Here is a 16,965-nt window from a genome sequence, read left to right as displayed (position 1 = left end):
CTCACAGGGTCATGGCCCTGTGAGGCACCGACAACTCGTGCGTCAGGGGGCATGATCGGACGATGACGCACATCGCGCTGGTCCACGGCGGGGGCGACTCCGGCTCCGCCTTCGACCTCCTCGCCGCCGAGCTGCAGGCCCGCGGGCACACGACGTCGGCGGTCGACCTGCCGTTCGACCGGCCCGAGGCCGACCTGTGGGCCCTCGCGGACGCCGTCGTCGAGCGCACCGAGGGCGCCGACGACGTCCTCGTGGTCGCCCACTCGTGGGGAGGCTTCGTCGGCCCGCTGGTGTGCGCCCGCCTCGGCGACCGCGCGACCGCGCTGGTCATGCTCGCGGCGATGGTCCCGCGTCCCGGCGAGACCCCTGGCGACTGGTGGGCGGCCACCGGCCACGACGCCGACCTGTCCGGCGACCCGATCGAGACGTTCTACAACGGCGTGCCACGGTCCGTCGCCGAGGCCGCGCTCGCCGCCGGACGCGACCAGCTCTCGCAGACGTCGCTCGAGCCCTGGCCCCTGGACACGTGGCCCGACGTGCCCACCCGCGTCCTGGTCGGCCGCGACGACCGCGTCTTCCCGCTCGACTTCATGCGCCGCGTCGTGCGCGAGCGGCTCGGGACCGACCCCGACGAGATCGACGGCGGCCACACCATGTTCATCGCCGACCCGTCCGGGGTCGCCGACCGCCTGGAGGGCTACCTCGCCTCCTGACCTGTCGGTGGCTGGGATGCCCGGGCATCACCACGCACCGACAGCTCGAGGGTGACGGGGGCCACAGCAACTAAGCGACCGCTTAGTCACCGTGGTACAACGGTGGTGACGTCGTCGTGTGCTGGAGGCACTTATGAGGTTGCAGCTGTCCCCGGAGGACGCCGCGTTCCGCGAGGAGATGCGGACGTTCTTCACCACCCAGGTCCCGCAGGAGATCCGTGACGCGGTCGCGGAGCGCCGCGAGCTGAGCAAGGACCAGATCGTCGAGGCGCAGCGCGTGCTGAACGCCGCCGGTCTGGCCGTGCCGCACTGGCCCGCCGAGTGGGGCGGCAAGGGCTGGACCCAGCTCCAGAAGCACCTCTGGCACGAGGAGATGCTGCAGGCCTGCGTGCCGCCGCCGCTGTCGTTCAACACCAACATGGTCGGCCCGGTCATCGCCACCTTCGGCTCCGCCGAGCTCAAGGAGCGCTTCCTGGCCCCGACGGCGAACCTCGACATCTGGTGGTCGCAGGGCTTCTCCGAGCCCGACGCCGGCTCCGACCTCGCGTCGCTGCGCACGTCGGCGGTCCGCGACGGCGACGAGTGGGTCGTCAACGGCCAAAAGACCTGGACCACGCTCGGCCAGTACGGCGACTGGATCTTCTGCCTGGTCCGCACCGACCCCGACGCCCCCAAGCGCCAGCAGGGCATCTCGTTCCTGCTCATCGACATGACGTCGCCCGGCGTCACCGTCCGTCCGATCGAGCTGATCGACGGCGGCGTCGAGGTCAACGAGGTCTGGTTCGAGGACGTCCGCGTCCCGGCCGACCAGCTCGTCGGCGAGGAGAACAAGGGCTGGACGTACGCCAAGTTCCTGCTCGGCAACGAGCGCGTGGGCGTCGCCCCGGTGGCCTCCACCAAGCGCCTCCTGGCGCAGGCCAAGGAGCGGGCCCAGGAGAAGCTGCCCGACGGCGGCACGCTGCTCGAGGACCCGCTGCTCGCCGCCCGGTTCGCCGAGCTGGAGAACGAGGTGCTCGCGCTCGAGCTGACGGCGCTGCGCGTCGCGGCCAACTCCGCCGGCGACAAGCCGCACCCGGCGTCGTCGGTGCTCAAGCTCAAGGGCACCGAGCTGCAGCAGGCCGTCACCGAGCTCGTCGTCGACGTCGCCGGCCCGGCCTCGCTGGCCTCCGGCGCCCCCGACGGCTCGGACGTGCCCCACTGGGCGCGCGTCGCGACGCCGCAGTACCTGAACTACCGCAAGGCCTCGATCTACGGCGGGTCGAACGAGGTCCAGCGCAGCATCATCGCCTCGTCGATCCTGGGACTGTGAGGAAGCCATGGACTTCACCTACGACTCCGAGCAGAAGGCCCTGCGAGACGCGGTCCGCGGGCTGCTGACCAAGGCCTACGACCCCGAGCGTCGCCGCGCCGTCGTCTCCGACGAGCCCGGCTTCGACTCCGGCGTCTGGGCCCAGCTGGCCGAGATGGGCGTCCTCGGGCTGCCCTTCTCCGAGGCCGACGGCGGCATGGGCGCAGGCCCGGTCGAGGTCGGCCTGGTGGCCGAGGAGATCGGTCGCGTCATCGCGCCCGAGCCGTTCGTCGAGGCGGTCGTCGTCGCCGGCGGCCTCGTCGCCGACCTCGGCACCGCCGAGCAGAAGGCCGCGATCATCGGGCCGCTGTCCGAGGGCACGCTGATCCCCGTCCTCGCGCACACCGAGCCCGGGGGCCGGTGGGAGCCGGTCGCACGCGCCGTCACCGCCCGCGAGGACGGTGGCCAGTGGCGTCTGAGCGGCACCAAGGAGCCCGTCGCCCACGGCGCGCGCGCCGACCTGCTGATCGTCAGCGCCGCCACGCCGGCCGGCACCGGACTGTTCGTGGTCGACCCGACCACGGACGGCGTCACCCGCACCGGCTACGCCCTCCACGACGGCGGACGCGCGGCGCAGGTCGTCCTCGACGGTGCCGTCGGCACCCCGCTGGGTGCGGCCGACGTCGACCGTGCGGCCGACCTCGAGGTGGCCCAGGCCCGCGCGATCATCATCCGCGGGCAGGAGGCCGTCGGCGCGATGCAGGTCGCGCTCGACACCACCACGGCCTACCTGACGACGCGCAAGCAGTTCGGCGTCACGCTCAACAAGTTCCAGGCGCTGACGTTCCGCGCGGCCGACATGTACGTGTCGCTCGAGCTGGCACGCAGCATCGCGTCGTGGGCGCTGCTCGTGCTCGACTCCGGCACCGACCCCCGCGAGGCCGCGGCCCGCACCGGGTTCCAGGTCGGTCGCGCCGGGCGTCACATCGGCCAGGAGGCGATCCAGCTGCACGGCGGCATCGCGATGACCGCGGAGTACTCCGTCGGCCACTACATGAGCCACCTGACCGCGCTCGAGCACGCGCTCGGCGACCGCCGGTTCCACCTCGGACGCCTCGCCGCGTCCGTCGGCGACCACGGCACCGTCGACCCGCTGGCCTGACGGCACCCGGCGGCGTCAGCGGGCGGACACGTCCGCGGCGTCGCCGGTGCCCTCCGGCTTCCAGCCCGGCGGCGCGAAGACGTAGCCGAGCTTGTCGCGCCAGCGCGGCGTCGAGCGGACGTCGCGCACCATCTGGACGTACTCGCCGTACTCGAGCCTCAGCGGGTTGTAGGTGTCGACCACCTTCAGCAGCCCGTACGTCGGGCGGTGCACCTCGGGCTGGAACGAACCGAACATCCGGTCCCAGACGATGAGGATGCCGGCGTAGTTGCGGTCGAGGTAGAGCGGGTCGCTGCCGTGGTGGACGCGGTGGTGCGACGGCGTGTTCAGCACGTACTCGACCGGACGCGGCAGCTTGTCGATGCGCTCGGTGTGCACGAAGAACTGGTAGATCAGGTTGAACGAGAACGCCACGTAGAGCGTCCACGGCGCGAAGCCGAGCAGCGGGAACGGCAGCCAGAAGAGGAACTCGCTCCACGGGTTCCACTTCTGGCGCAGCGCGGTGGTGAAGTTGAAGAACTCGCTCGAGTGGTGCGCCTGGTGGGCGGCCCAGCCGATGCGCACGCGGTGCACGAAGCGGTGGTTGCAGTAGTAGGCCAGGTCGATGACCACCATCAGCAGCACCCAGTACCACCAGGTGTCGGTGGGCAGGTGCCACGGCGCCAGGTGCACGCTCACGGCGACGAAGACGACGAGCGTCGCGAGCTTGAACGCGGTCAGGAAGACCACCGAGCCCAGGCCCATCAGCAGCGACGTGCGCGCGTCGCGGGCGTCGTAGCCGCGCTCGCCCTCGTCGGTCTCGAGGAACCGGTACGCGGCCAGCTCGATGCCGATGAAGAGCAGGAAGAACGGCGCCGCGAACAGCGTCGGGTTCTGCAACGGGTCCCAGAACGATCCCACGGGTCCTCCTCCGTCCAACTGACTGCCGGGTAAGTTACCACGAGGTCAGTTCAGGCGGTAGGGTCCGACGCATGCCGACCGGGACCAAGGGCGTGCCCCGCGCCGACCGCGAGGCGCAGATCCTCGACGCCGCCGACCGACGGTTCGGCACCGACGGCTACGCGGCCACGTCCGTCGACGTCGTCGCCCGCGAGGCGGGGATCTCCAAGCCGCTGGTCTACCAGTACTTCGGCGCCAAGGACGCGCTGTTCGCCGCGTGCCTGCGCCGGGCCACCGGCACCCTCGTCGAGGCGATGGAGCACGTCGCCCGCGGGCCGAGCGTCGGGCTCGAGCGCGGCCTGCTGACGCTGGCCGCCGTCTTCGGCACCCTCGAGCCCAGGCCGTACACCTGGCGGCTGATCTTCGACGCGTCCGCACCCACCGACGGGCCGACCCGCGAGGCACGGCAGGCGTACCAGGGACGCATCGTCGACCTCGCCCGTGACGGCGTGGGCGAGATGCTCACGCTGGCCGGCGTCACCGACGCCCTCGACCGCGACGCGATGACGGTCGTCTGGCTGCGCATCGTCGACGCCCTCGTCGACTGGTGGCTCGACCACCCCGGCGAGTCGGCCGACGACATGGTGCAGCGCGCCGTCCGCCTCATCTCCGCCGTCTCCGCGTCTCCCCCGTCCGCGATCTGAAGCCTTTGCGGGGTTAAGACCCCCTCTTAACCCCGCAAAGGCTTCAGATCGCGGACGGGGGGGTGGGCCGGAGCGGGGGAGGTGGGCCGGGGACGGGTCAGGTGGTCAGGAGCGCCACCAGCTGCCAGCCGAGCACCAGGGCGCCCAGGAGGCGGCGGAGCGGGCTGTGGCCGCGGGTGAGCTCGTCGAGGCCCCAGACGATCAGGGCGCCGCGGCCCACGTAGCGCAGCTCGGTGTCGATCGCGTCCCAGGGCGTCCAGCGCAGGACGGTGGCAGCGACGAAGACCCAGATCGCGCCGTTGGGGAACTGGCCGAGCACCCAGGGTGCGCGGCCGTCGCCGTCGTGGGTGCGGTCGGCCATCCACCAGTGCAGGGACGTGGGTCCGCCGTGGGTCGCGGTCACGCGACGAGGCGCACGAGCGCCACTCGGGCCAGCTGCGCGTAGGGGAGGACGAACGGGGCCGGGCCGTCGAGCGTCAGGGTCGCGACGGTGCCCTCGGCGCTGGCGAGCAGCTCGTGGCGCAGCCTGACCTTGAAGGGGCCGACCTTGACGCGCCACGCCCACGTGCGGGCGGCCTCGTCGACGGCCTCGACGGTGAACGGCACCCGGACCAGCGGGGGTCCCTGGACGACGCCCGTCATGCCGGCGGTCAGGCGCGGCGCGGACGACTCGACCGAGCGAACCTGCGGCGACCACTCGGCCCAGCGGTCGGGGTCGGCGTACTTCTCCCAGGCGTCGTCGGGGTCGGCCGGGCCGGCCTCGGCGACGGTCCACCTCATGAGGGGGCGTTCTCCGGCGGGAATCCCCCGGTGGCGATCGGACCCCAGCGGTCGATCGTCACGCGGATCAGCGACTTGTTCTGCCTGGCCATCGCCTCGCGGTACTCGTCCCAGTCGGGGTGCTCGCCGGAGATGGAGCGGAAGTACTCCACCAGCGGCTCGACCGCGTCGGGCATGTCGAGCACCTCGGCGGTGCCGTCGAGCTGGACGTACGGGCCGTCCCAGTCGTCGGAGTGGATGACCAGCGAGACGCGCGGGTCGCGCCGCGCGTTGGACGCCTTGGCGCGCTGGGGGTAGGTCGAGATCACCACGCGGCCCTCGGCGTCGACGCCGCACGACACCGGCGACATCTGCGGCCGCCCGTCCTTGCGCGTGGTCACGAACGTCGCCTTGTGGCGAGGACGGACGAAGTCGAGGAGCTCGTCGAGCTCCACCCGGTCGGCGGTCGCGATGGTGGCCATGGTCCCGAGCGTGCCCGGCGACCGGAGCCCGGGCAACTCGGGTCAGCGGCGGGCGGCCCGCAGGCGCAGCACGAAGAGCACGGCGCCGACGACGAACACCACCTCCACCCAGGAGGTCGGGGTGAGCACGTCCTTGCCCAGCCCGACGTCGGCGGCAGCCTGACCCACACCGATCACCGCCCGCACCACCAGGACGAACGCGGCCAGCGCGACCCCCGGCACCCACGGCCTCCACGCCCACCAGGCCGCGACGAGGCAGCCCGCGGCCGCGACGAGGTCGTAGGCCAGGAACCAGCCCGAGAAGCCGCCGTCGGCCTCCGGGCCGAGACCGACGGTCCAGCCGGCCGCCCACACCAGGTGCACCAGCCCGAAGAGCAGGGCCCACCCCGCCGTCACGACCGCGATGGTCGGACGACGTCGGTGGGCCGTCTGCTGCGTCATGGGATCAGTTCAGCGGGCGGGTGCCCTCGGGGAGGCCGCCGCCGGCGTTGACGTCGATGACGAGGTCCTCGTACGCGGTCAGCGCGACGCGCTGCGACCACGGGCCGTACGAGACGCGCGCGACGCCGAGCTCGGCCTGGCGGGCCAGCGGCACCGACCCGGGGACGGCGATCGTGGTCAGCTTCTGCGGCCCGAACGCGTCGACGAGCGTCCTGATCTGGTCCTCGTCGAGCTTGCCCGGCACGAACACGACCGGCGCTCCCGCGGCGAGGTAGGCCTTGCCGCGCTCGACGGCGTCGGCGAGGACGTCGGCCGGGTCGCGGTCGCCGCCCTTGACGAAGGCGTCGGTGCGGGCGTTGAGCACGAAGTCGGGGACGCCCTCGGCGCGGGCCGCCTCGAGCACGGCCTCGACCGCCGCGACGGACTCGGCCAGGGGCTTCATCTGGTCCTCGAGGTTGGCGCCCACGACGCCCACGCCGACGGCCTTGCGCGTGGTCCCGGCGGGGTCGCCGTAGCCCGACTCGAGGTCGGCGCTGACGGGCAGCGACGTGGCGCCCACGATGCGGCCGACGGCCTCGATCATCAGGTCGACGGGGATGTTCTCGCCGTCCTCGTAGCCGTAGGACGCGGCGATCGAGTGGCTCGCGGTGGCCAGCGCCCTCGTGCCCTGGACGTCGGTGGCTACCTTCGCGGTGATCGCGTCCCAGACGTTGACGACGGTGAGCAGCTCGGGGGCGGTGTGGAGCCCGAGCAGGGTGGTGGCGTTCTCCGAAGTGGTCATGTCGCCGACCCTAGGGTGACCCCGTGTGGATCGGCACCTTGGAGACGGACCTGCTGCTCGGCGACGTGCACTCCCTCAAGCACAAGCGCGCGGTGGTCAAGCCCCTGGTGCGCGAGCTGCGCCGGCGGTTCGACGTCGCCTCGGCCGAGACCGACCACCTCGACCTGCACCGCCGCGCGGGCGTCGGCGTCGCACTGGTGGCCGCCGACCGGTCCCACGTGGTCGACGTGCTGGACGCGGTGGAGCGGTTCGTCGCCGGCCGCCCCGAGGTCGAGCTGCTCGCCGCGCACCGCGACGTCCGTACCAGCGACGACTGACGCGGCACGCAGACGGCCCGCGACCGGTGGTCGCGGGCCGTGCGTGCTGCTGGTGGCGGAGGTGGCGAGATTTGAACTCGCGAGAGGTTTCATCCTCAACCCGCTTAGCAGGCGGGCGCACTAGGCCACTATGCGACACCTCCTCGCCGGATCCCGTGGCGGGGACAGCGGCCAGAGCAGGCTACTAGGTCGCCCGGGGCGGCGGCGAATCGGGAGCCCTACGACAGCGGCCGGTAGCCGTGCGCGGCGTCGAGGCGCTCGCGCACCTCGAGCAGCAGGCGGCGCGCGTCCTTGGCGACGAGCACGAGCGGGACGGTGGTGTGCCCGCCGTCGGTCAGCTCGACCTCCATGGTGCGGCCGAGCTCGTCGGCACCGGTGGTGACGTCGGCGACCGCCGCCCACGGGGCCGCCTGGACGCCGCAGTCCGGGACGCGCCGGACGCGGTAGCCGGCGGCGTCGAGGCGCACGACGACGGGCGGACGCGCGAGCACGAGCACGGCCCCGAGCACGGCGACCACGACGAGGGCCGCGAGCACGTAGCCGACGACGCGCAGCGCGCCCGACCCGTCCGAGATCCCGAGGACGATCGCCGCGACGACCACGAGCGCGGCGGCGAGGAGCATCCGCAGCCCGAACAGGCGGATCGCGTGGGCCCGGTGGAGGCGGTAGACGGTCGCCGGCACCGGCGCCGGCGCGGACGCTCCACTCATCTGCTCCTCGATCCCCTGGTCACCGGTGGCTGGTCTGGCAGAGGGGGCGGGATTCGAACCCGCGGCTGACATCACTGCCAGCGACCGCTTTCAAGGCGGTTCCGATCGGCCACTCCGGCACCCCTCCACGGCGCGGACGAGTGCCCGAGCCGGGCACCCATCCTCGCACCCGGCCGCGGCGAGCGTCAGGCCAGGACGGCCAGCACGTCGCCCTCCTGGACGACGTCGCCCTCGTGCACGCGCACGGCGGTGACGGTGCCGTCCTGCTCGGCGAGCACCGGGATCTCCATCTTCATCGACTCGAGGATGACCACGGTGTCGCCCGCGGACAGGGCCTGGCCCTCCTCGGCGACGATCTTCCACACGTTCGCGACCATCTCGGCCACGATCTGCGTCTCCTGCGCCATGGGTGTCCTCTCCGGGGGTGGACCTCCATCATGGTCCACGCCTACTTCAGGGGTCGAGTGCGCTCCGGCTCGGGGCGGACGACGGTCTCGGGGGTGTCGCGGCGCGCGCGGGCACCGCTCGCGCCGCGGGTGCCGGGGTCGAGCCGGCGCACGAGCAGGCCGATGAGCAGTCCGAGCACGATCGAGTAGAGCTCGGACAGGCCGATGTAGACGGGCATCGCGTCGGTGGACACCAACTGGGTGGTCATCGTCGCGGTGCCGACGACGCCGAACGCGCACATCCACCAGCCCTGACGGCGGTCGGCGCGCGTGCCGATGCCCCACACCAGGGCGGGCAGCCCGAGCAGGAACTGCGCCGGCCGCGGCACCCCGCCGATGGTGTCGCGCAGCCAGGCGAACGAGGAGTCGAGGGAGTCGACGACCACCGGCGACCCGTACGCGCGGACCGCGCTGCTGTAGGCGAGCACCAGCGTCATGAGCAGCGCGCCGCCCACGATGAGCACGAAGCCGCGCTGGCCGAGGCCGTGCAGGCCGGCACCGAGGCTCCACACGATCGCGAACGTCAGCACCAGCGACAGCGCGAGCACGAGCAGGTTGAACCGCTGGTAGACGACGGGCGCGTTCCAGGCGGCGACGGCGAGCCCGCCGGACAGGCCGATGACGACGGCGATCGCGAACTCCCCGACCACGCGGGAGGTGCGCACCGCGGGTCTGGTGATCACCACCGCCAGGACCGCGGCGAGCACACCGGTCACCACGGCCAGCATCGACAGCGCCCAGGCGAGGTCGGTGACGAGCGTCAGCACCGTCAGCACCACCACCAGGGGCGGCCAGACGGCCAGGCGCCCACCGGCGCGGTACGTCAGGACGACGGCGTAGAGGTTGACGAGCACGACGGCGCCCGCGCGGCTCACCCAGTCGGGCAGCGGCGTCGCGACGACGGCCGTCGAGGCCGCGAGCGAGCCCAGCACGAACAGCACGACGCAGGTGGTGACCGACGAGCGGCGCACCACCGTGGGCGAGAACCGCGGCTCGCGGACCGGCGGCAGGTAGCCGAGCGTCGTCGACTCGCGACGACGGCTCCCCGGGGCCTGTGCCGCACGTCGACGGCCGCCGGACACGGGCGTCTCGTGGCTCACCGCCCGTCACCGCCGGCGGGGAGGCGACGGTTGCGCAGCGACGGGTTGGTGCTGCGGGCCTGCTCGAGGCGCTCGGCCGACAGGGTGGCGCGGACGGTGGCCGGTGCCTCGCCCGCCGACGCGACCACGACGCCGAGCGGGTCGACGGCCATCGTGCGACCGACGTAGGTGCGTCCGCACTGGCCGACGGCGAGCACGTCGACGGTGTTCTCGATCGCGCGGGCGCGCACGAGCGTCTCCCAGTGGTCCTCCTTGAGCGGCCCGCGCACCCACGCGGACGGGACGCACAGGACGTCGGCGCCGGCGTCGACCAGCTGGCGCGCCTGCTCGGGGAACCGCAGGTCGTAGCAGGTCATCAGGCCCACGCGGCGGCCCGCGACGTCGACCACGACGGGGTCGGTCTGCCCCGCGAGGAGCCGGTCGGACTCCCGGTAGCCGAACGAGTCGTAGAGGTGGCACTTGCGGTAGGTGGCGGCGAGCCGTCCGTCGGGGCCGTGGACCTGCAGGGTGTTGAACGGACGGTCCTCGCCCTCGACCCGCTCGAAGGTCCCGGCGACGATCGTGGCGCCGAGTCGGGCGGCGTGCTCGCCGAGCAGCCGGGCGTACGGGCCGTCGAGCGGCTCGGCCGCGGCGGCGAGGTCGTGGTCGGCGTCGCCGAAGTCGTGCATGGACGCCTCCGGGAGCACGACGAGGTCGAGCCCGGGCTCGAGGTCGTCGAGGGCCGCGGCGACCAGCTCGGCGTTGCGTCCCGAGTCGGTCGTCGCGCTCATCTGGATCAGGGCGACGTGCACCCGCCCATGGTGCCAGCCCCGCGTCCCCGGCCCACCCCGCCCGTTGAGTTCCGCCTGAGTCACCTGTCGGCGTGCCCCACAGGTCACTGACGCGGAAGTCAACGGGCGGGAGGAGCGGCCCTAGGGTGGGCGGGGTGAGCGAGGACGGGTTCGACGCGGTGGTGCTCGCAGGCGGGGCGGCGCGGCGGTTCGGGTCGGACAAGACCCGCGTGGTGGTCGACGGGGTGACGCTCCTCGACCGCGTGCTCGCCGCGTGCGAGGGCGCCGGCCGCGTCGTCGTGGTGGGCGAGGAGCGTCCGCTGGCGGACGACCGCGACGTCACGTGGGTGCGCGAGCACCCGCCCGGGTCGGGGCCCGCGCAGGCCGTCGTGGCCGCGCTCCCCCACCTGACGGCCCGCCGCGTCGTGCTGCTCGCCGCCGACCTGCCGCACGTCACCCCGGCCACGGTGCAGCGGCTCCTGGACGCCGCGCAGCACCGTCCGTCGTCGCTGGTGGACGCGGCCGGACGCGTCCAGCACCTGTGCACCGTGGTCGAGACCGCGCGGCTCGGTGAGGTGGCGTCTCGGCGCGACTCCTGGGCCGGCGGGTCGATGAGGTCGCTGCTCGCGCCGCTGCGCGTGGTGCTCGTGCCCGCCGTCGGCGACGAGGCCCGCGACGTCGACGAGCCGCAGGACGTACCGTCCCAGCCATGAGCCTGCCCACCTGGACCGACCACGTCCGCGACGCCCTCGGCATCGAGACGCCCGTCGACCTCAAGGGCCTCCTGGACGCCACCCGCGACGTCGCGCACGCCGTCGAGCGTCCGGCCGCGCCGGTCACCGCCTTCCTGATCGGGTACGCGGCGGCGCAGCGTGGCGGCACGGCTGCCGACGTCGACGCCGTCACCGCCGAGGTGCTCGAGCTCGTGGCCGCCTGGCCCTCCGAGGACTGAGCCGCCGTGGTCTCCACGAGCCCGTGGTCGCTGGCCGCGGCCGTCGTCCTGCTCGTGGCGATCGCGGTCGGCGTCGCCTGGGTGGGACGGCTCGGCAGCGCCCGCGACATGGCGTGGGCGTCGGGGCGCGCGGTCGTGCAGCTGGCCGTGGTGTCGTCGGTGCTCGCGTTCGTCCTGGCGTCGGGCTGGTGGACGGCGGGCTTCGTGCTGCTCATGCTCGCCGTCGCGGGCTTCACCGCCGCCGGGCGCATCGGCGGCGACGGCCCGCGCGCCTGGTGGGCCGTGCTGCCCATCGCGTGCGGGGTGGCGCCCGTGCTGGGCGTGGTGGCGCTGACGGGCGCCGTCCCGTGGCACCCGGCGGCCGTCCTGCCCGTCTCGGGCATCGTCATCGGCGGCGCGATGACGGGCACCTCCCAGCTCGGCAGGCTCGCCGTCGCCACCCTGGTCGACCGGCGCGGCGAGCACGAGGCGGCCCTGTCCATCGGGCTGCCCGCCCGCGACGCGGCGCTGATGCTGACGCGCCCGCTCGCGTCCCAGGCGCTGCTGCCCGGCATCGACCAGACGCGCACCGTCGGCCTGGTGACGCTGCCCGGGGCGTTCGTCGGCGTGCTGCTGGGCGGGGGCTCGCCGGTGCAGGCGGGCGCCGCCCAGATCGTCGTGCTGGTGGGCATCCTGGCCGCCCAGGCCGTCGCGATGGTGCTCACGCTCGAGGTGCTGGCCCGGCGTACGGTGTGAGCATGCGTGCCGTCATCGTGGAGGAACCGGGCGGACCAGACGCCCTCGTCGTGACCGAGCTGGACGACCCCGTCGCGGGTCCCGGGGAGGTGCTGATCGACGTCGCCGCGGCCGGCGTCAACCGCGCCGACGTCATGCAGCGGCAGGGCGCCTACGACCCGCCGAAGGGCGCCACCCATGTGCTGGGGCTCGAGTGCTCCGGCACGGTCTCGGCGGTCGGCGAGGGCGTCGACGCGTTCGCCGTCGGCGACGAGGTGTGCGCGCTGCTCAGCGGCGGCGGGTACGCCGAGAAGGTGAACGTCCCGGTCGGCCAGGTCGCGCGGGTGCCGCAGGGCGTCTCGCTCGTCGACGCCGGCGGCCTGGTCGAGGTCACGGCCACGGTCTGGGCCAACGTGTTCATGACCGCCGCGCTGCAGCGCGACGAGACGCTCCTCGTCCACGGCGGGGGCAGCGGGATCGGCACGATCGCCGTCCAGCTGGCCCACGCGCTCGGCGCGAAGGTCGCCGTCACCGCCGGGTCGCAGGCCAAGCTGGACTTCTGCCGCGACCTCGGCGCCGACGTCCTGGTCAACTACCGGGAGCAGGACTTCGTCGAGGAGGTCAAGGCCGCCACCGACGGTCGCGGTGCCGACGTCATCCTCGACAACATGGGCGCGAAGTACCTCGGCCGCAACGTCGACACCCTCGCCACCGCGGGCCGTCTGGTCGTCATCGGCATGCAGGGCGGCACCAAGGGCGAGCTCGACCTCGGCAAGCTCCTCGGCAAGCGCGCCGCCGTGATGGCGGCGTCGCTGCGGGCGCGTCCACCCGAGGAGAAGGCGCTGATCATCGGCAGCATGGTCGAGAACGTGTGGCCGCTCGTCGACGACGGCACCGTCCGCCCGATCATCCACACCACCGTGCCGCTGGCCGACGTCGCCGACGCGCACCGGATCCTGGACGAGTCGTCGCACACCGGCAAGGTGCTGCTCGTCCCGTGAGCACCTACCTCGAGATCGCCGCCGGCCCTCACCGCGCGGCGGTGGACCCCCGCGGCGGTGCGCTCGTCCGGCTGCTGAAGGGCGACCGCGCGCTCGTCGTCGACCGCGAGGGCCCGTCGGAGATGCGCTTCCGCGGCGACGTCCTCGTCCCGTGGCCCAACCGCGTGGCCGACGGCCGCTGGTCGTTCGCCGGCCGGGAGCACCAGCTGGCCCTGAACGAGCCCGAGCGGCACAACGCCCTGCACGGACTGGTGCTCGACACCGTCTGGGACGTCGCCGAGCAGGACGCGTCGTCGGTGCGGCTCACCTGCGAGGTGCCGCCCCAGGACGGCTACCCGTTCCGGCTCGCGACGTCCATCGCCTACGCGCTCGGCGACGACGGCCTGACCGTCACGCTCGAGACCACCAACACCGGCGACGTGCCCGCCCCTTACGGGGCCGGGTTCCACCCCTACCTCGTGCCCGGCGGCGTGGCCGACGACGTCGAGCTCGACCTCGGCGCCTCGCGCTACGTCGAGGTCACCCCCGACCGGCTGCTGCCCGTCGACGAGCACGACGTGGGCGGCACGCCGTACGACTTCCGCACACCGCGACGGCTCGGCGGCGTCGAGCTGGACACCGCGTTCACCGAGCTCGACGTCCGCGACGACGGCAACCACGCCGCCCACGTGGGCGACCTGCGCCTGTGGTGGGAGCCGGTCTACGGGTGGCTCCAGGTGTTCACCTCGCCCGACCGCACCTGCTTCGCGGTCGAGCCGCAGACCTGCGGGCCCGACGCGCTGCGCAGCGGCGCCGACCTCGTCGTGCTCCAGCCGGGCGGGTCTCACCGCGGCTCGTGGGGGCTCGGGGTGTCGTGATCACCCTCGCGTCCGGGCCGTGGCAGGCCGTGATCGACCCGCACGGCGCGGCGCTCGCCGCGCTGACCCACGACGGACGCGACCTGGTGCTGCGCCGCAGCCGACCGGGCGAGCACCTGCCGTACGCCGGCGACCTGCTGGCGCCGTGGCCCGGCCGCGTCGACCGCGGCACCTACACCTGGGAGGGAGAGACCCACCGGCTCCGCATCGACGACGCCGACTCCCAGGTGGCGCTGCACGGGCTCGTCGACGACCGCGAGTGGCACGTGGCCGTCAGCGGGACGGACTGGGCGACGCTCGGCGTCCGGGTGGAGGACGCCCCCGGCTGGCCGTTCCGTCTCGGCCTGCAGCTGTCGTACACGCTCTCGGCCGACGGCCTGTCGGTGCTGCTCGAGGCGTTCAACCTCGGCGACTCGGTGCTGCCGTGGGGCGTCGGGTTCCACCCGTACTTCACCAGCCCCGACCCCATCGACGAGACGCCGCTGTGGCTGCCCGCCACCGAGCGGCTCGTGCTGGACGACCGGCTGCTGCCCGCCGGACGCGTCCCGGTGCCCGGCTCGGCGCACGACTTCGCGACGCCGCGGCCCCTCGGCGACCTCGTCCTCGACGACGCGTTCGACGGCACCCCGCGCGACGACCAGGACCGCGCGTGGATGGGCTTCGGCGACCTGCGGCTGTGGTGGGGCACGAGCCTGCCGTGGCTGCAGCTGTACACCCCGCCCGACCGCAGCGCCCTGGCGATCGAGCCCTACTCGTGCCCCACCGGCGCGCTGAACACCGGCGACGACCTCACCCGGCTGCAGCCCGGGCACGCGCACGTGTCGACGTGGGGCGTCGGGTTGACCGACGCCCCGATCAGCGCAACGCGTGGACGGTGACCCCGTGGAGGAGGACCCTGACGGGATGGAGGTCGTGCGGACGTGGCCGGTCGTCGGGCCGATGCGCACGGCACGGCTGCGCCTGGACCCGCTGAGGGTCGGCGACGCCCCGTCGATGGAGCCGCTGCTCGCCGACCCCGACCTCTACCGGTACACCGGCGGGGCTCCCCCCACGCTGCAGCAGCTGCGCGAGCGGTTCATGAACCAGGTCTACGGCAGCTCACCCGACGGTGAGGAGGGCTGGTTCAACTGGGTCGTGCGGCTCAAGCGCGACTCGACGGCGGTCGGCACCGTCCAGGCCACCGCCCTCGACCGCGACTTCGGCGTCGTCGAGACCGCCTGGGTGGTCGGCGCCGCCCACCAGGGCCAGGGGTACGCCACGGAGGCCGTCTCCGCGCTGTGCGCGTGGCTGGAGGGCTTCGACGCCCGCGAGCTGTGCGCGTTCATCCACCCCCAGAACCTCCCGTCGCAGCGGGTCGCGCACCACGTCGGCATGGCCCCGGGGTGCGCGCTGCGCGAGGGCGACGTGCGCTGGTCGGTCCGGCTGGACGGTCCCGAGCGGACGTCGTAGGCCCGTCCTAGGGTGGGCCGCATGACCGATCAGGAGAGCAGCCAGCAGCACCACGGCCCCGTCGTCGGGGCCGACGGGAGACCCGTCGAGGTCGAGCCGGCCGGCGACGCCGGGGCGCCCCAGCAGAGCCGCGCGATCACCGAGCCCGCCAAGGTCATGCGGATCGGGTCGATGGTCCGCACCCTGCTCGAGGAGGTGCGCTCGGCACCGCTCGACGAGGCCGGCCGGTCGCGGCTGCGCGAGATCCACCAGATGTCGGTCAAGGAGCTCGAGGACGGCCTGTCGCCCGACCTCGTCGACGAGCTGGAGCGGCTGAGCCTGCCGTTCGGCACCGACACCCCGTCCGAGGCCGAGCTGCGGATCGCCCAGGCCCAGCTGGTGGGCTGGCTCGAGGGCCTCTTCCACGGCATCCAGGCCGCGATCTTTGCCCAGCAGGCCGCCGCCCAGAGCCAGCTGCAGGACATGCGCCGCGCCCTTCCGGGCGTTGCCGCGCCGGGCAATCCGGGGCAAAACCCGACAGCCGGTGACCACGGCCCGTCCAGCGGTGGTGGAATGTACCTGTAGCGCGACCAGGAACCGGGGCGCGTCGGGCACCGTCGGAAGGCGTGCCCGGCCACCGCGGTCGGCGTCGTCGACGGACCGAGCAGCACCGTCGTCGGCAGGTCACGTAGGACGGGGGGTCCATGCGCATCGATGTCCGGGCATCGCGGCAGCCGGAGCCGGCGAGCACGCCGGCCGGTCCGCCCTGCGCCCACGACCTCGAGCTGTTCGGCCACGAGAGCCTCGAGAACCCGCCCGTGCAGTCCAAGGTGACGCAGGCCGTGTGGGGCGAGTACCGCGCGCTCCTCGACCGCGCCCGCGAGGCGTGCGCCGGCTGCCCGCTGTTCGTCGACTGCCTGTACCGGTCGGTGGCGCAGGTGGACGTCTCGGGCTACGTCGGCTGCACCACCACCCGTGAGCGTCGCCGGATCCGGCGTGCGCTCGGCGTCACGGTCGAGGCCGACGACCTCGACGAGGCCGCCGGCGTGCGCGTGGAGGGCCGCCCGCTGGACCACGCGTCGGTCCTGGCCACCCGCAAGGCCTACCCCGACGACACCTTCGAGCAGCTGGCCTCCCGCCTCGGCTGCTCGCTGTCGACGGTCAAGCGTCACCTCCGCCGCGCCCGCAAGGACGCCTCCGAGGCCGACTCCCCCCAGCGCCCTTCCCCCCAGCGCACCGACGTCCCCACCGTCGACGAGGTCCTCGACGCCTTCGACGCCGTCGTCGAGGACGACCGCTAGCAATCGCTGACGACCCCCCAGCCAGGGAGCCGATCCGTCGGTTCGGCGGTGTCGATCCGCCCTGTGACGCTGCCGCCACACGACCGGCCTCCGAGCGGATCGATGCTGCCGAACCGACGGATCGGCGCCGTAGCGGCGACCGGCCAAAGCCACAGCCGCG

General features: G+C 73.6%; 24 protein-coding genes and 2 tRNA genes. 14 read left to right on the top strand and 12 right to left on the bottom strand.

What is annotated here, in order from left to right:
• Nucleotides 1-62 precede the first annotated feature (62 nt).
• The 3 genes from ACI6PP_RS14280 to ACI6PP_RS14270 all read left to right on the top strand — a co-directional run bounded on the left by ACI6PP_RS14280 (nt 63) and on the right by ACI6PP_RS14270 (nt 3,163).
• Nucleotides 63-713, top strand: coding sequence for an alpha/beta fold hydrolase (locus tag ACI6PP_RS14280; RefSeq protein WP_421112268.1), 651 nt, complete (start codon nt 63-65; stop codon nt 711-713).
• A 133-nt stretch (nt 714-846) separates the two neighbouring features.
• Nucleotides 847-2,022: an acyl-CoA dehydrogenase family protein gene (locus ACI6PP_RS14275; RefSeq protein ID WP_421112267.1), complete on the top strand. Its 1,176-nt coding sequence runs from the start codon at nt 847-849 to the stop codon at nt 2,020-2,022.
• 7 nt (nt 2,023-2,029) lie between these two features.
• Nucleotides 2,030-3,163, top strand: coding sequence for an acyl-CoA dehydrogenase family protein (locus ACI6PP_RS14270; RefSeq protein WP_421112266.1), 1,134 nt, complete (start codon nt 2,030-2,032; stop codon nt 3,161-3,163).
• 15 nt (nt 3,164-3,178) lie between these two features.
• Here ACI6PP_RS14270 and ACI6PP_RS14265 read toward each other — a convergent pair whose 3' ends face one another.
• Complete coding sequence (locus tag ACI6PP_RS14265; RefSeq protein ID WP_421112265.1) at nt 3,179-4,063, bottom strand: sterol desaturase family protein; 885 nt, start codon at nt 4,061-4,063, stop codon at nt 3,179-3,181.
• A 71-nt stretch (nt 4,064-4,134) separates the two neighbouring features.
• Here ACI6PP_RS14265 and ACI6PP_RS14260 point away from each other — a divergent pair, with 71 nt between their 5' ends.
• On the top strand, nt 4,135-4,746 hold the full coding sequence (locus ACI6PP_RS14260) for a TetR/AcrR family transcriptional regulator (RefSeq protein WP_421112264.1): 612 nt from the start codon (nt 4,135-4,137) through the stop codon (nt 4,744-4,746).
• 97 nt (nt 4,747-4,843) lie between these two features.
• On the opposite strand, the gene ACI6PP_RS14255 is transcribed toward ACI6PP_RS14260, so the two are convergent.
• From ACI6PP_RS14255 to ACI6PP_RS14235, 5 genes are read right to left on the bottom strand one after another with little or no spacing between them, the layout of a single operon-like run.
• Nucleotides 4,844-5,149 carry a hypothetical protein gene (locus ACI6PP_RS14255; RefSeq protein WP_421112263.1) on the bottom strand — a complete coding sequence of 102 codons (306 nt, stop codon included), beginning with the start codon at nt 5,147-5,149 and terminating at the stop codon, nt 4,844-4,846.
• Entirely contained in the window at nt 5,146-5,526 is a 381-nt protein-coding gene (locus ACI6PP_RS14250) for an SRPBCC family protein (RefSeq protein ID WP_421112262.1), read from the bottom strand. The genes ACI6PP_RS14255 and ACI6PP_RS14250 overlap by 4 nt, the downstream gene beginning before the upstream one ends.
• Nucleotides 5,523-5,987 carry a PPOX class F420-dependent oxidoreductase gene (locus ACI6PP_RS14245; RefSeq protein WP_421112261.1) on the bottom strand — a complete coding sequence of 155 codons (465 nt, stop codon included), beginning with the start codon at nt 5,985-5,987 and terminating at the stop codon, nt 5,523-5,525. Before ACI6PP_RS14245 ends, ACI6PP_RS14250 begins: the two co-directional genes overlap by 4 nt.
• A gap of 42 nt (nt 5,988-6,029) precedes the next feature.
• The gene (locus tag ACI6PP_RS14240; protein WP_421112260.1) at nt 6,030-6,428 is read right to left on the bottom strand and encodes a hypothetical protein; all 399 of its coding nucleotides are present in this window, start codon (nt 6,426-6,428) and stop codon (nt 6,030-6,032) included.
• Between the two features lie 4 nt (nt 6,429-6,432).
• Complete coding sequence (locus ACI6PP_RS14235) at nt 6,433-7,209, bottom strand: isocitrate lyase/PEP mutase family protein (protein ID WP_421112259.1); 777 nt, start codon at nt 7,207-7,209, stop codon at nt 6,433-6,435.
• Between the two features lie 23 nt (nt 7,210-7,232).
• Between ACI6PP_RS14235 and ACI6PP_RS14230 the strand changes: the two genes are divergently transcribed.
• The gene (locus tag ACI6PP_RS14230; protein WP_421112258.1) at nt 7,233-7,526 is read left to right on the top strand and encodes a DUF503 domain-containing protein; all 294 of its coding nucleotides are present in this window, start codon (nt 7,233-7,235) and stop codon (nt 7,524-7,526) included.
• 53 nt (nt 7,527-7,579) lie between these two features.
• On the opposite strand, the gene ACI6PP_RS14225 is transcribed toward ACI6PP_RS14230, so the two are convergent.
• From ACI6PP_RS14225 to ACI6PP_RS14200, 6 genes are all read right to left on the bottom strand, one after another.
• Nucleotides 7,580-7,669, bottom strand: a tRNA-Ser gene (locus ACI6PP_RS14225).
• 75 nt (nt 7,670-7,744) lie between these two features.
• A complete protein-coding gene (locus ACI6PP_RS14220) occupies nt 7,745-8,236 on the bottom strand; it encodes a hypothetical protein (RefSeq protein ID WP_421112257.1) in 492 nt (163 codons plus the stop codon).
• Between the two features lie 35 nt (nt 8,237-8,271).
• Nucleotides 8,272-8,363: transfer RNA gene (locus tag ACI6PP_RS14215), tRNA-Ser, on the bottom strand.
• A gap of 58 nt (nt 8,364-8,421) precedes the next feature.
• The gene (locus ACI6PP_RS14210) at nt 8,422-8,643 is read right to left on the bottom strand and encodes a biotin/lipoyl-binding carrier protein (RefSeq protein ID WP_421112256.1); all 222 of its coding nucleotides are present in this window, start codon (nt 8,641-8,643) and stop codon (nt 8,422-8,424) included.
• A 41-nt stretch (nt 8,644-8,684) separates the two neighbouring features.
• The gene (locus ACI6PP_RS14205) at nt 8,685-9,782 is read right to left on the bottom strand and encodes a hypothetical protein (RefSeq protein WP_421112255.1); all 1,098 of its coding nucleotides are present in this window, start codon (nt 9,780-9,782) and stop codon (nt 8,685-8,687) included.
• On the bottom strand, nt 9,779-10,573 hold the full coding sequence (locus ACI6PP_RS14200; protein WP_421112254.1) for a carbon-nitrogen hydrolase family protein: 795 nt from the start codon (nt 10,571-10,573) through the stop codon (nt 9,779-9,781). Before ACI6PP_RS14200 ends, ACI6PP_RS14205 begins: the two co-directional genes overlap by 4 nt.
• A 134-nt stretch (nt 10,574-10,707) precedes the next feature.
• Here ACI6PP_RS14200 and mobA point away from each other — a divergent pair, with 134 nt between their 5' ends.
• The 9 genes from mobA (at nt 10,708) to ACI6PP_RS14155 (ending at nt 16,805) form a co-directional block, all read left to right on the top strand.
• On the top strand, nt 10,708-11,265 hold the full coding sequence (mobA, locus tag ACI6PP_RS14195; protein ID WP_421112253.1) for a molybdenum cofactor guanylyltransferase: 558 nt from the start codon (nt 10,708-10,710) through the stop codon (nt 11,263-11,265).
• The gene (locus ACI6PP_RS14190) at nt 11,262-11,504 is read left to right on the top strand and encodes a DUF6457 domain-containing protein (RefSeq protein ID WP_421112252.1); all 243 of its coding nucleotides are present in this window, start codon (nt 11,262-11,264) and stop codon (nt 11,502-11,504) included. Before mobA ends, ACI6PP_RS14190 begins: the two co-directional genes overlap by 4 nt.
• A gap of 6 nt (nt 11,505-11,510) precedes the next feature.
• Nucleotides 11,511-12,239 (top strand): ABC transporter permease, encoded by a 729-nt coding sequence (locus ACI6PP_RS14185; RefSeq protein WP_421112251.1) that lies wholly within the window; start codon nt 11,511-11,513, stop codon nt 12,237-12,239.
• A 2-nt stretch (nt 12,240-12,241) separates the two neighbouring features.
• A complete protein-coding gene (locus ACI6PP_RS14180) occupies nt 12,242-13,219 on the top strand; it encodes an NAD(P)H-quinone oxidoreductase (protein WP_421112250.1) in 978 nt (325 codons plus the stop codon).
• Nucleotides 13,216-14,076, top strand: coding sequence for an aldose 1-epimerase family protein (locus ACI6PP_RS14175; RefSeq protein WP_421112249.1), 861 nt, complete (start codon nt 13,216-13,218; stop codon nt 14,074-14,076). The genes ACI6PP_RS14180 and ACI6PP_RS14175 overlap by 4 nt, the downstream gene beginning before the upstream one ends.
• Nucleotides 14,073-14,954: an aldose epimerase family protein gene (locus ACI6PP_RS14170; protein ID WP_421112248.1), complete on the top strand. Its 882-nt coding sequence runs from the start codon at nt 14,073-14,075 to the stop codon at nt 14,952-14,954. The genes ACI6PP_RS14175 and ACI6PP_RS14170 overlap by 4 nt, the downstream gene beginning before the upstream one ends.
• A 4-nt stretch (nt 14,955-14,958) precedes the next feature.
• A complete protein-coding gene (locus ACI6PP_RS14165; protein ID WP_421112247.1) occupies nt 14,959-15,525 on the top strand; it encodes a GNAT family N-acetyltransferase in 567 nt (188 codons plus the stop codon).
• A 21-nt stretch (nt 15,526-15,546) separates the two neighbouring features.
• A complete protein-coding gene (locus ACI6PP_RS14160) occupies nt 15,547-16,089 on the top strand; it encodes a proteasome activator (protein WP_421112246.1) in 543 nt (180 codons plus the stop codon).
• Between the two features lie 119 nt (nt 16,090-16,208).
• Nucleotides 16,209-16,805, top strand: a complete 597-nt coding sequence (locus ACI6PP_RS14155; RefSeq protein ID WP_421112245.1) for a sigma factor-like helix-turn-helix DNA-binding protein — start codon at nt 16,209-16,211, stop codon at nt 16,803-16,805.
• The last annotated feature ends 160 nt before the right edge of the window (nt 16,806-16,965 follow it).

The organism is Solicola agrisoli, from assembly GCF_049059935.1.
Taxonomy (GTDB): Bacteria; Actinomycetota; Actinomycetes; order Propionibacteriales; family Nocardioidaceae; genus JAURVT01.
The sequence above is the reverse complement of the archived record's forward strand: the minus strand, read 5'-3'. Positions and strand labels throughout refer to the sequence as shown.

Coding starts and splice junctions, on each gene's coding strand:
- ACI6PP_RS14210 (WP_421112256.1), bottom strand. CDS start 8,643: ATGGCGCAGGAGACGCAGATCGTGGCCGAGATGGTCGCGAACGTGTGG.
- ACI6PP_RS14260 (WP_421112264.1), top strand. CDS start 4,135: ATGCCGACCGGGACCAAGGGCGTGCCCCGCGCCGACCGCGAGGCGCAG.
- ACI6PP_RS14240 (WP_421112260.1), bottom strand. CDS start 6,428: ATGACGCAGCAGACGGCCCACCGACGTCGTCCGACCATCGCGGTCGTG.
- ACI6PP_RS14160 (WP_421112246.1), top strand. CDS start 15,547: ATGACCGATCAGGAGAGCAGCCAGCAGCACCACGGCCCCGTCGTCGGG.
- ACI6PP_RS14245 (WP_421112261.1), bottom strand. CDS start 5,987: ATGGCCACCATCGCGACCGCCGACCGGGTGGAGCTCGACGAGCTCCTC.
- ACI6PP_RS14280 (WP_421112268.1), top strand. CDS start 63: ATGACGCACATCGCGCTGGTCCACGGCGGGGGCGACTCCGGCTCCGCC.
- ACI6PP_RS14275 (WP_421112267.1), top strand. CDS start 847: ATGAGGTTGCAGCTGTCCCCGGAGGACGCCGCGTTCCGCGAGGAGATG.
- ACI6PP_RS14155 (WP_421112245.1), top strand. CDS start 16,209: ATGCGCATCGATGTCCGGGCATCGCGGCAGCCGGAGCCGGCGAGCACG.
- ACI6PP_RS14250 (WP_421112262.1), bottom strand. CDS start 5,526: ATGAGGTGGACCGTCGCCGAGGCCGGCCCGGCCGACCCCGACGACGCC.
- ACI6PP_RS14270 (WP_421112266.1), top strand. CDS start 2,030: ATGGACTTCACCTACGACTCCGAGCAGAAGGCCCTGCGAGACGCGGTC.
- ACI6PP_RS14235 (WP_421112259.1), bottom strand. CDS start 7,209: ATGACCACTTCGGAGAACGCCACCACCCTGCTCGGGCTCCACACCGCC.
- ACI6PP_RS14190 (WP_421112252.1), top strand. CDS start 11,262: ATGAGCCTGCCCACCTGGACCGACCACGTCCGCGACGCCCTCGGCATC.
- ACI6PP_RS14180 (WP_421112250.1), top strand. CDS start 12,242: ATGCGTGCCGTCATCGTGGAGGAACCGGGCGGACCAGACGCCCTCGTC.
- ACI6PP_RS14220 (WP_421112257.1), bottom strand. CDS start 8,236: ATGAGTGGAGCGTCCGCGCCGGCGCCGGTGCCGGCGACCGTCTACCGC.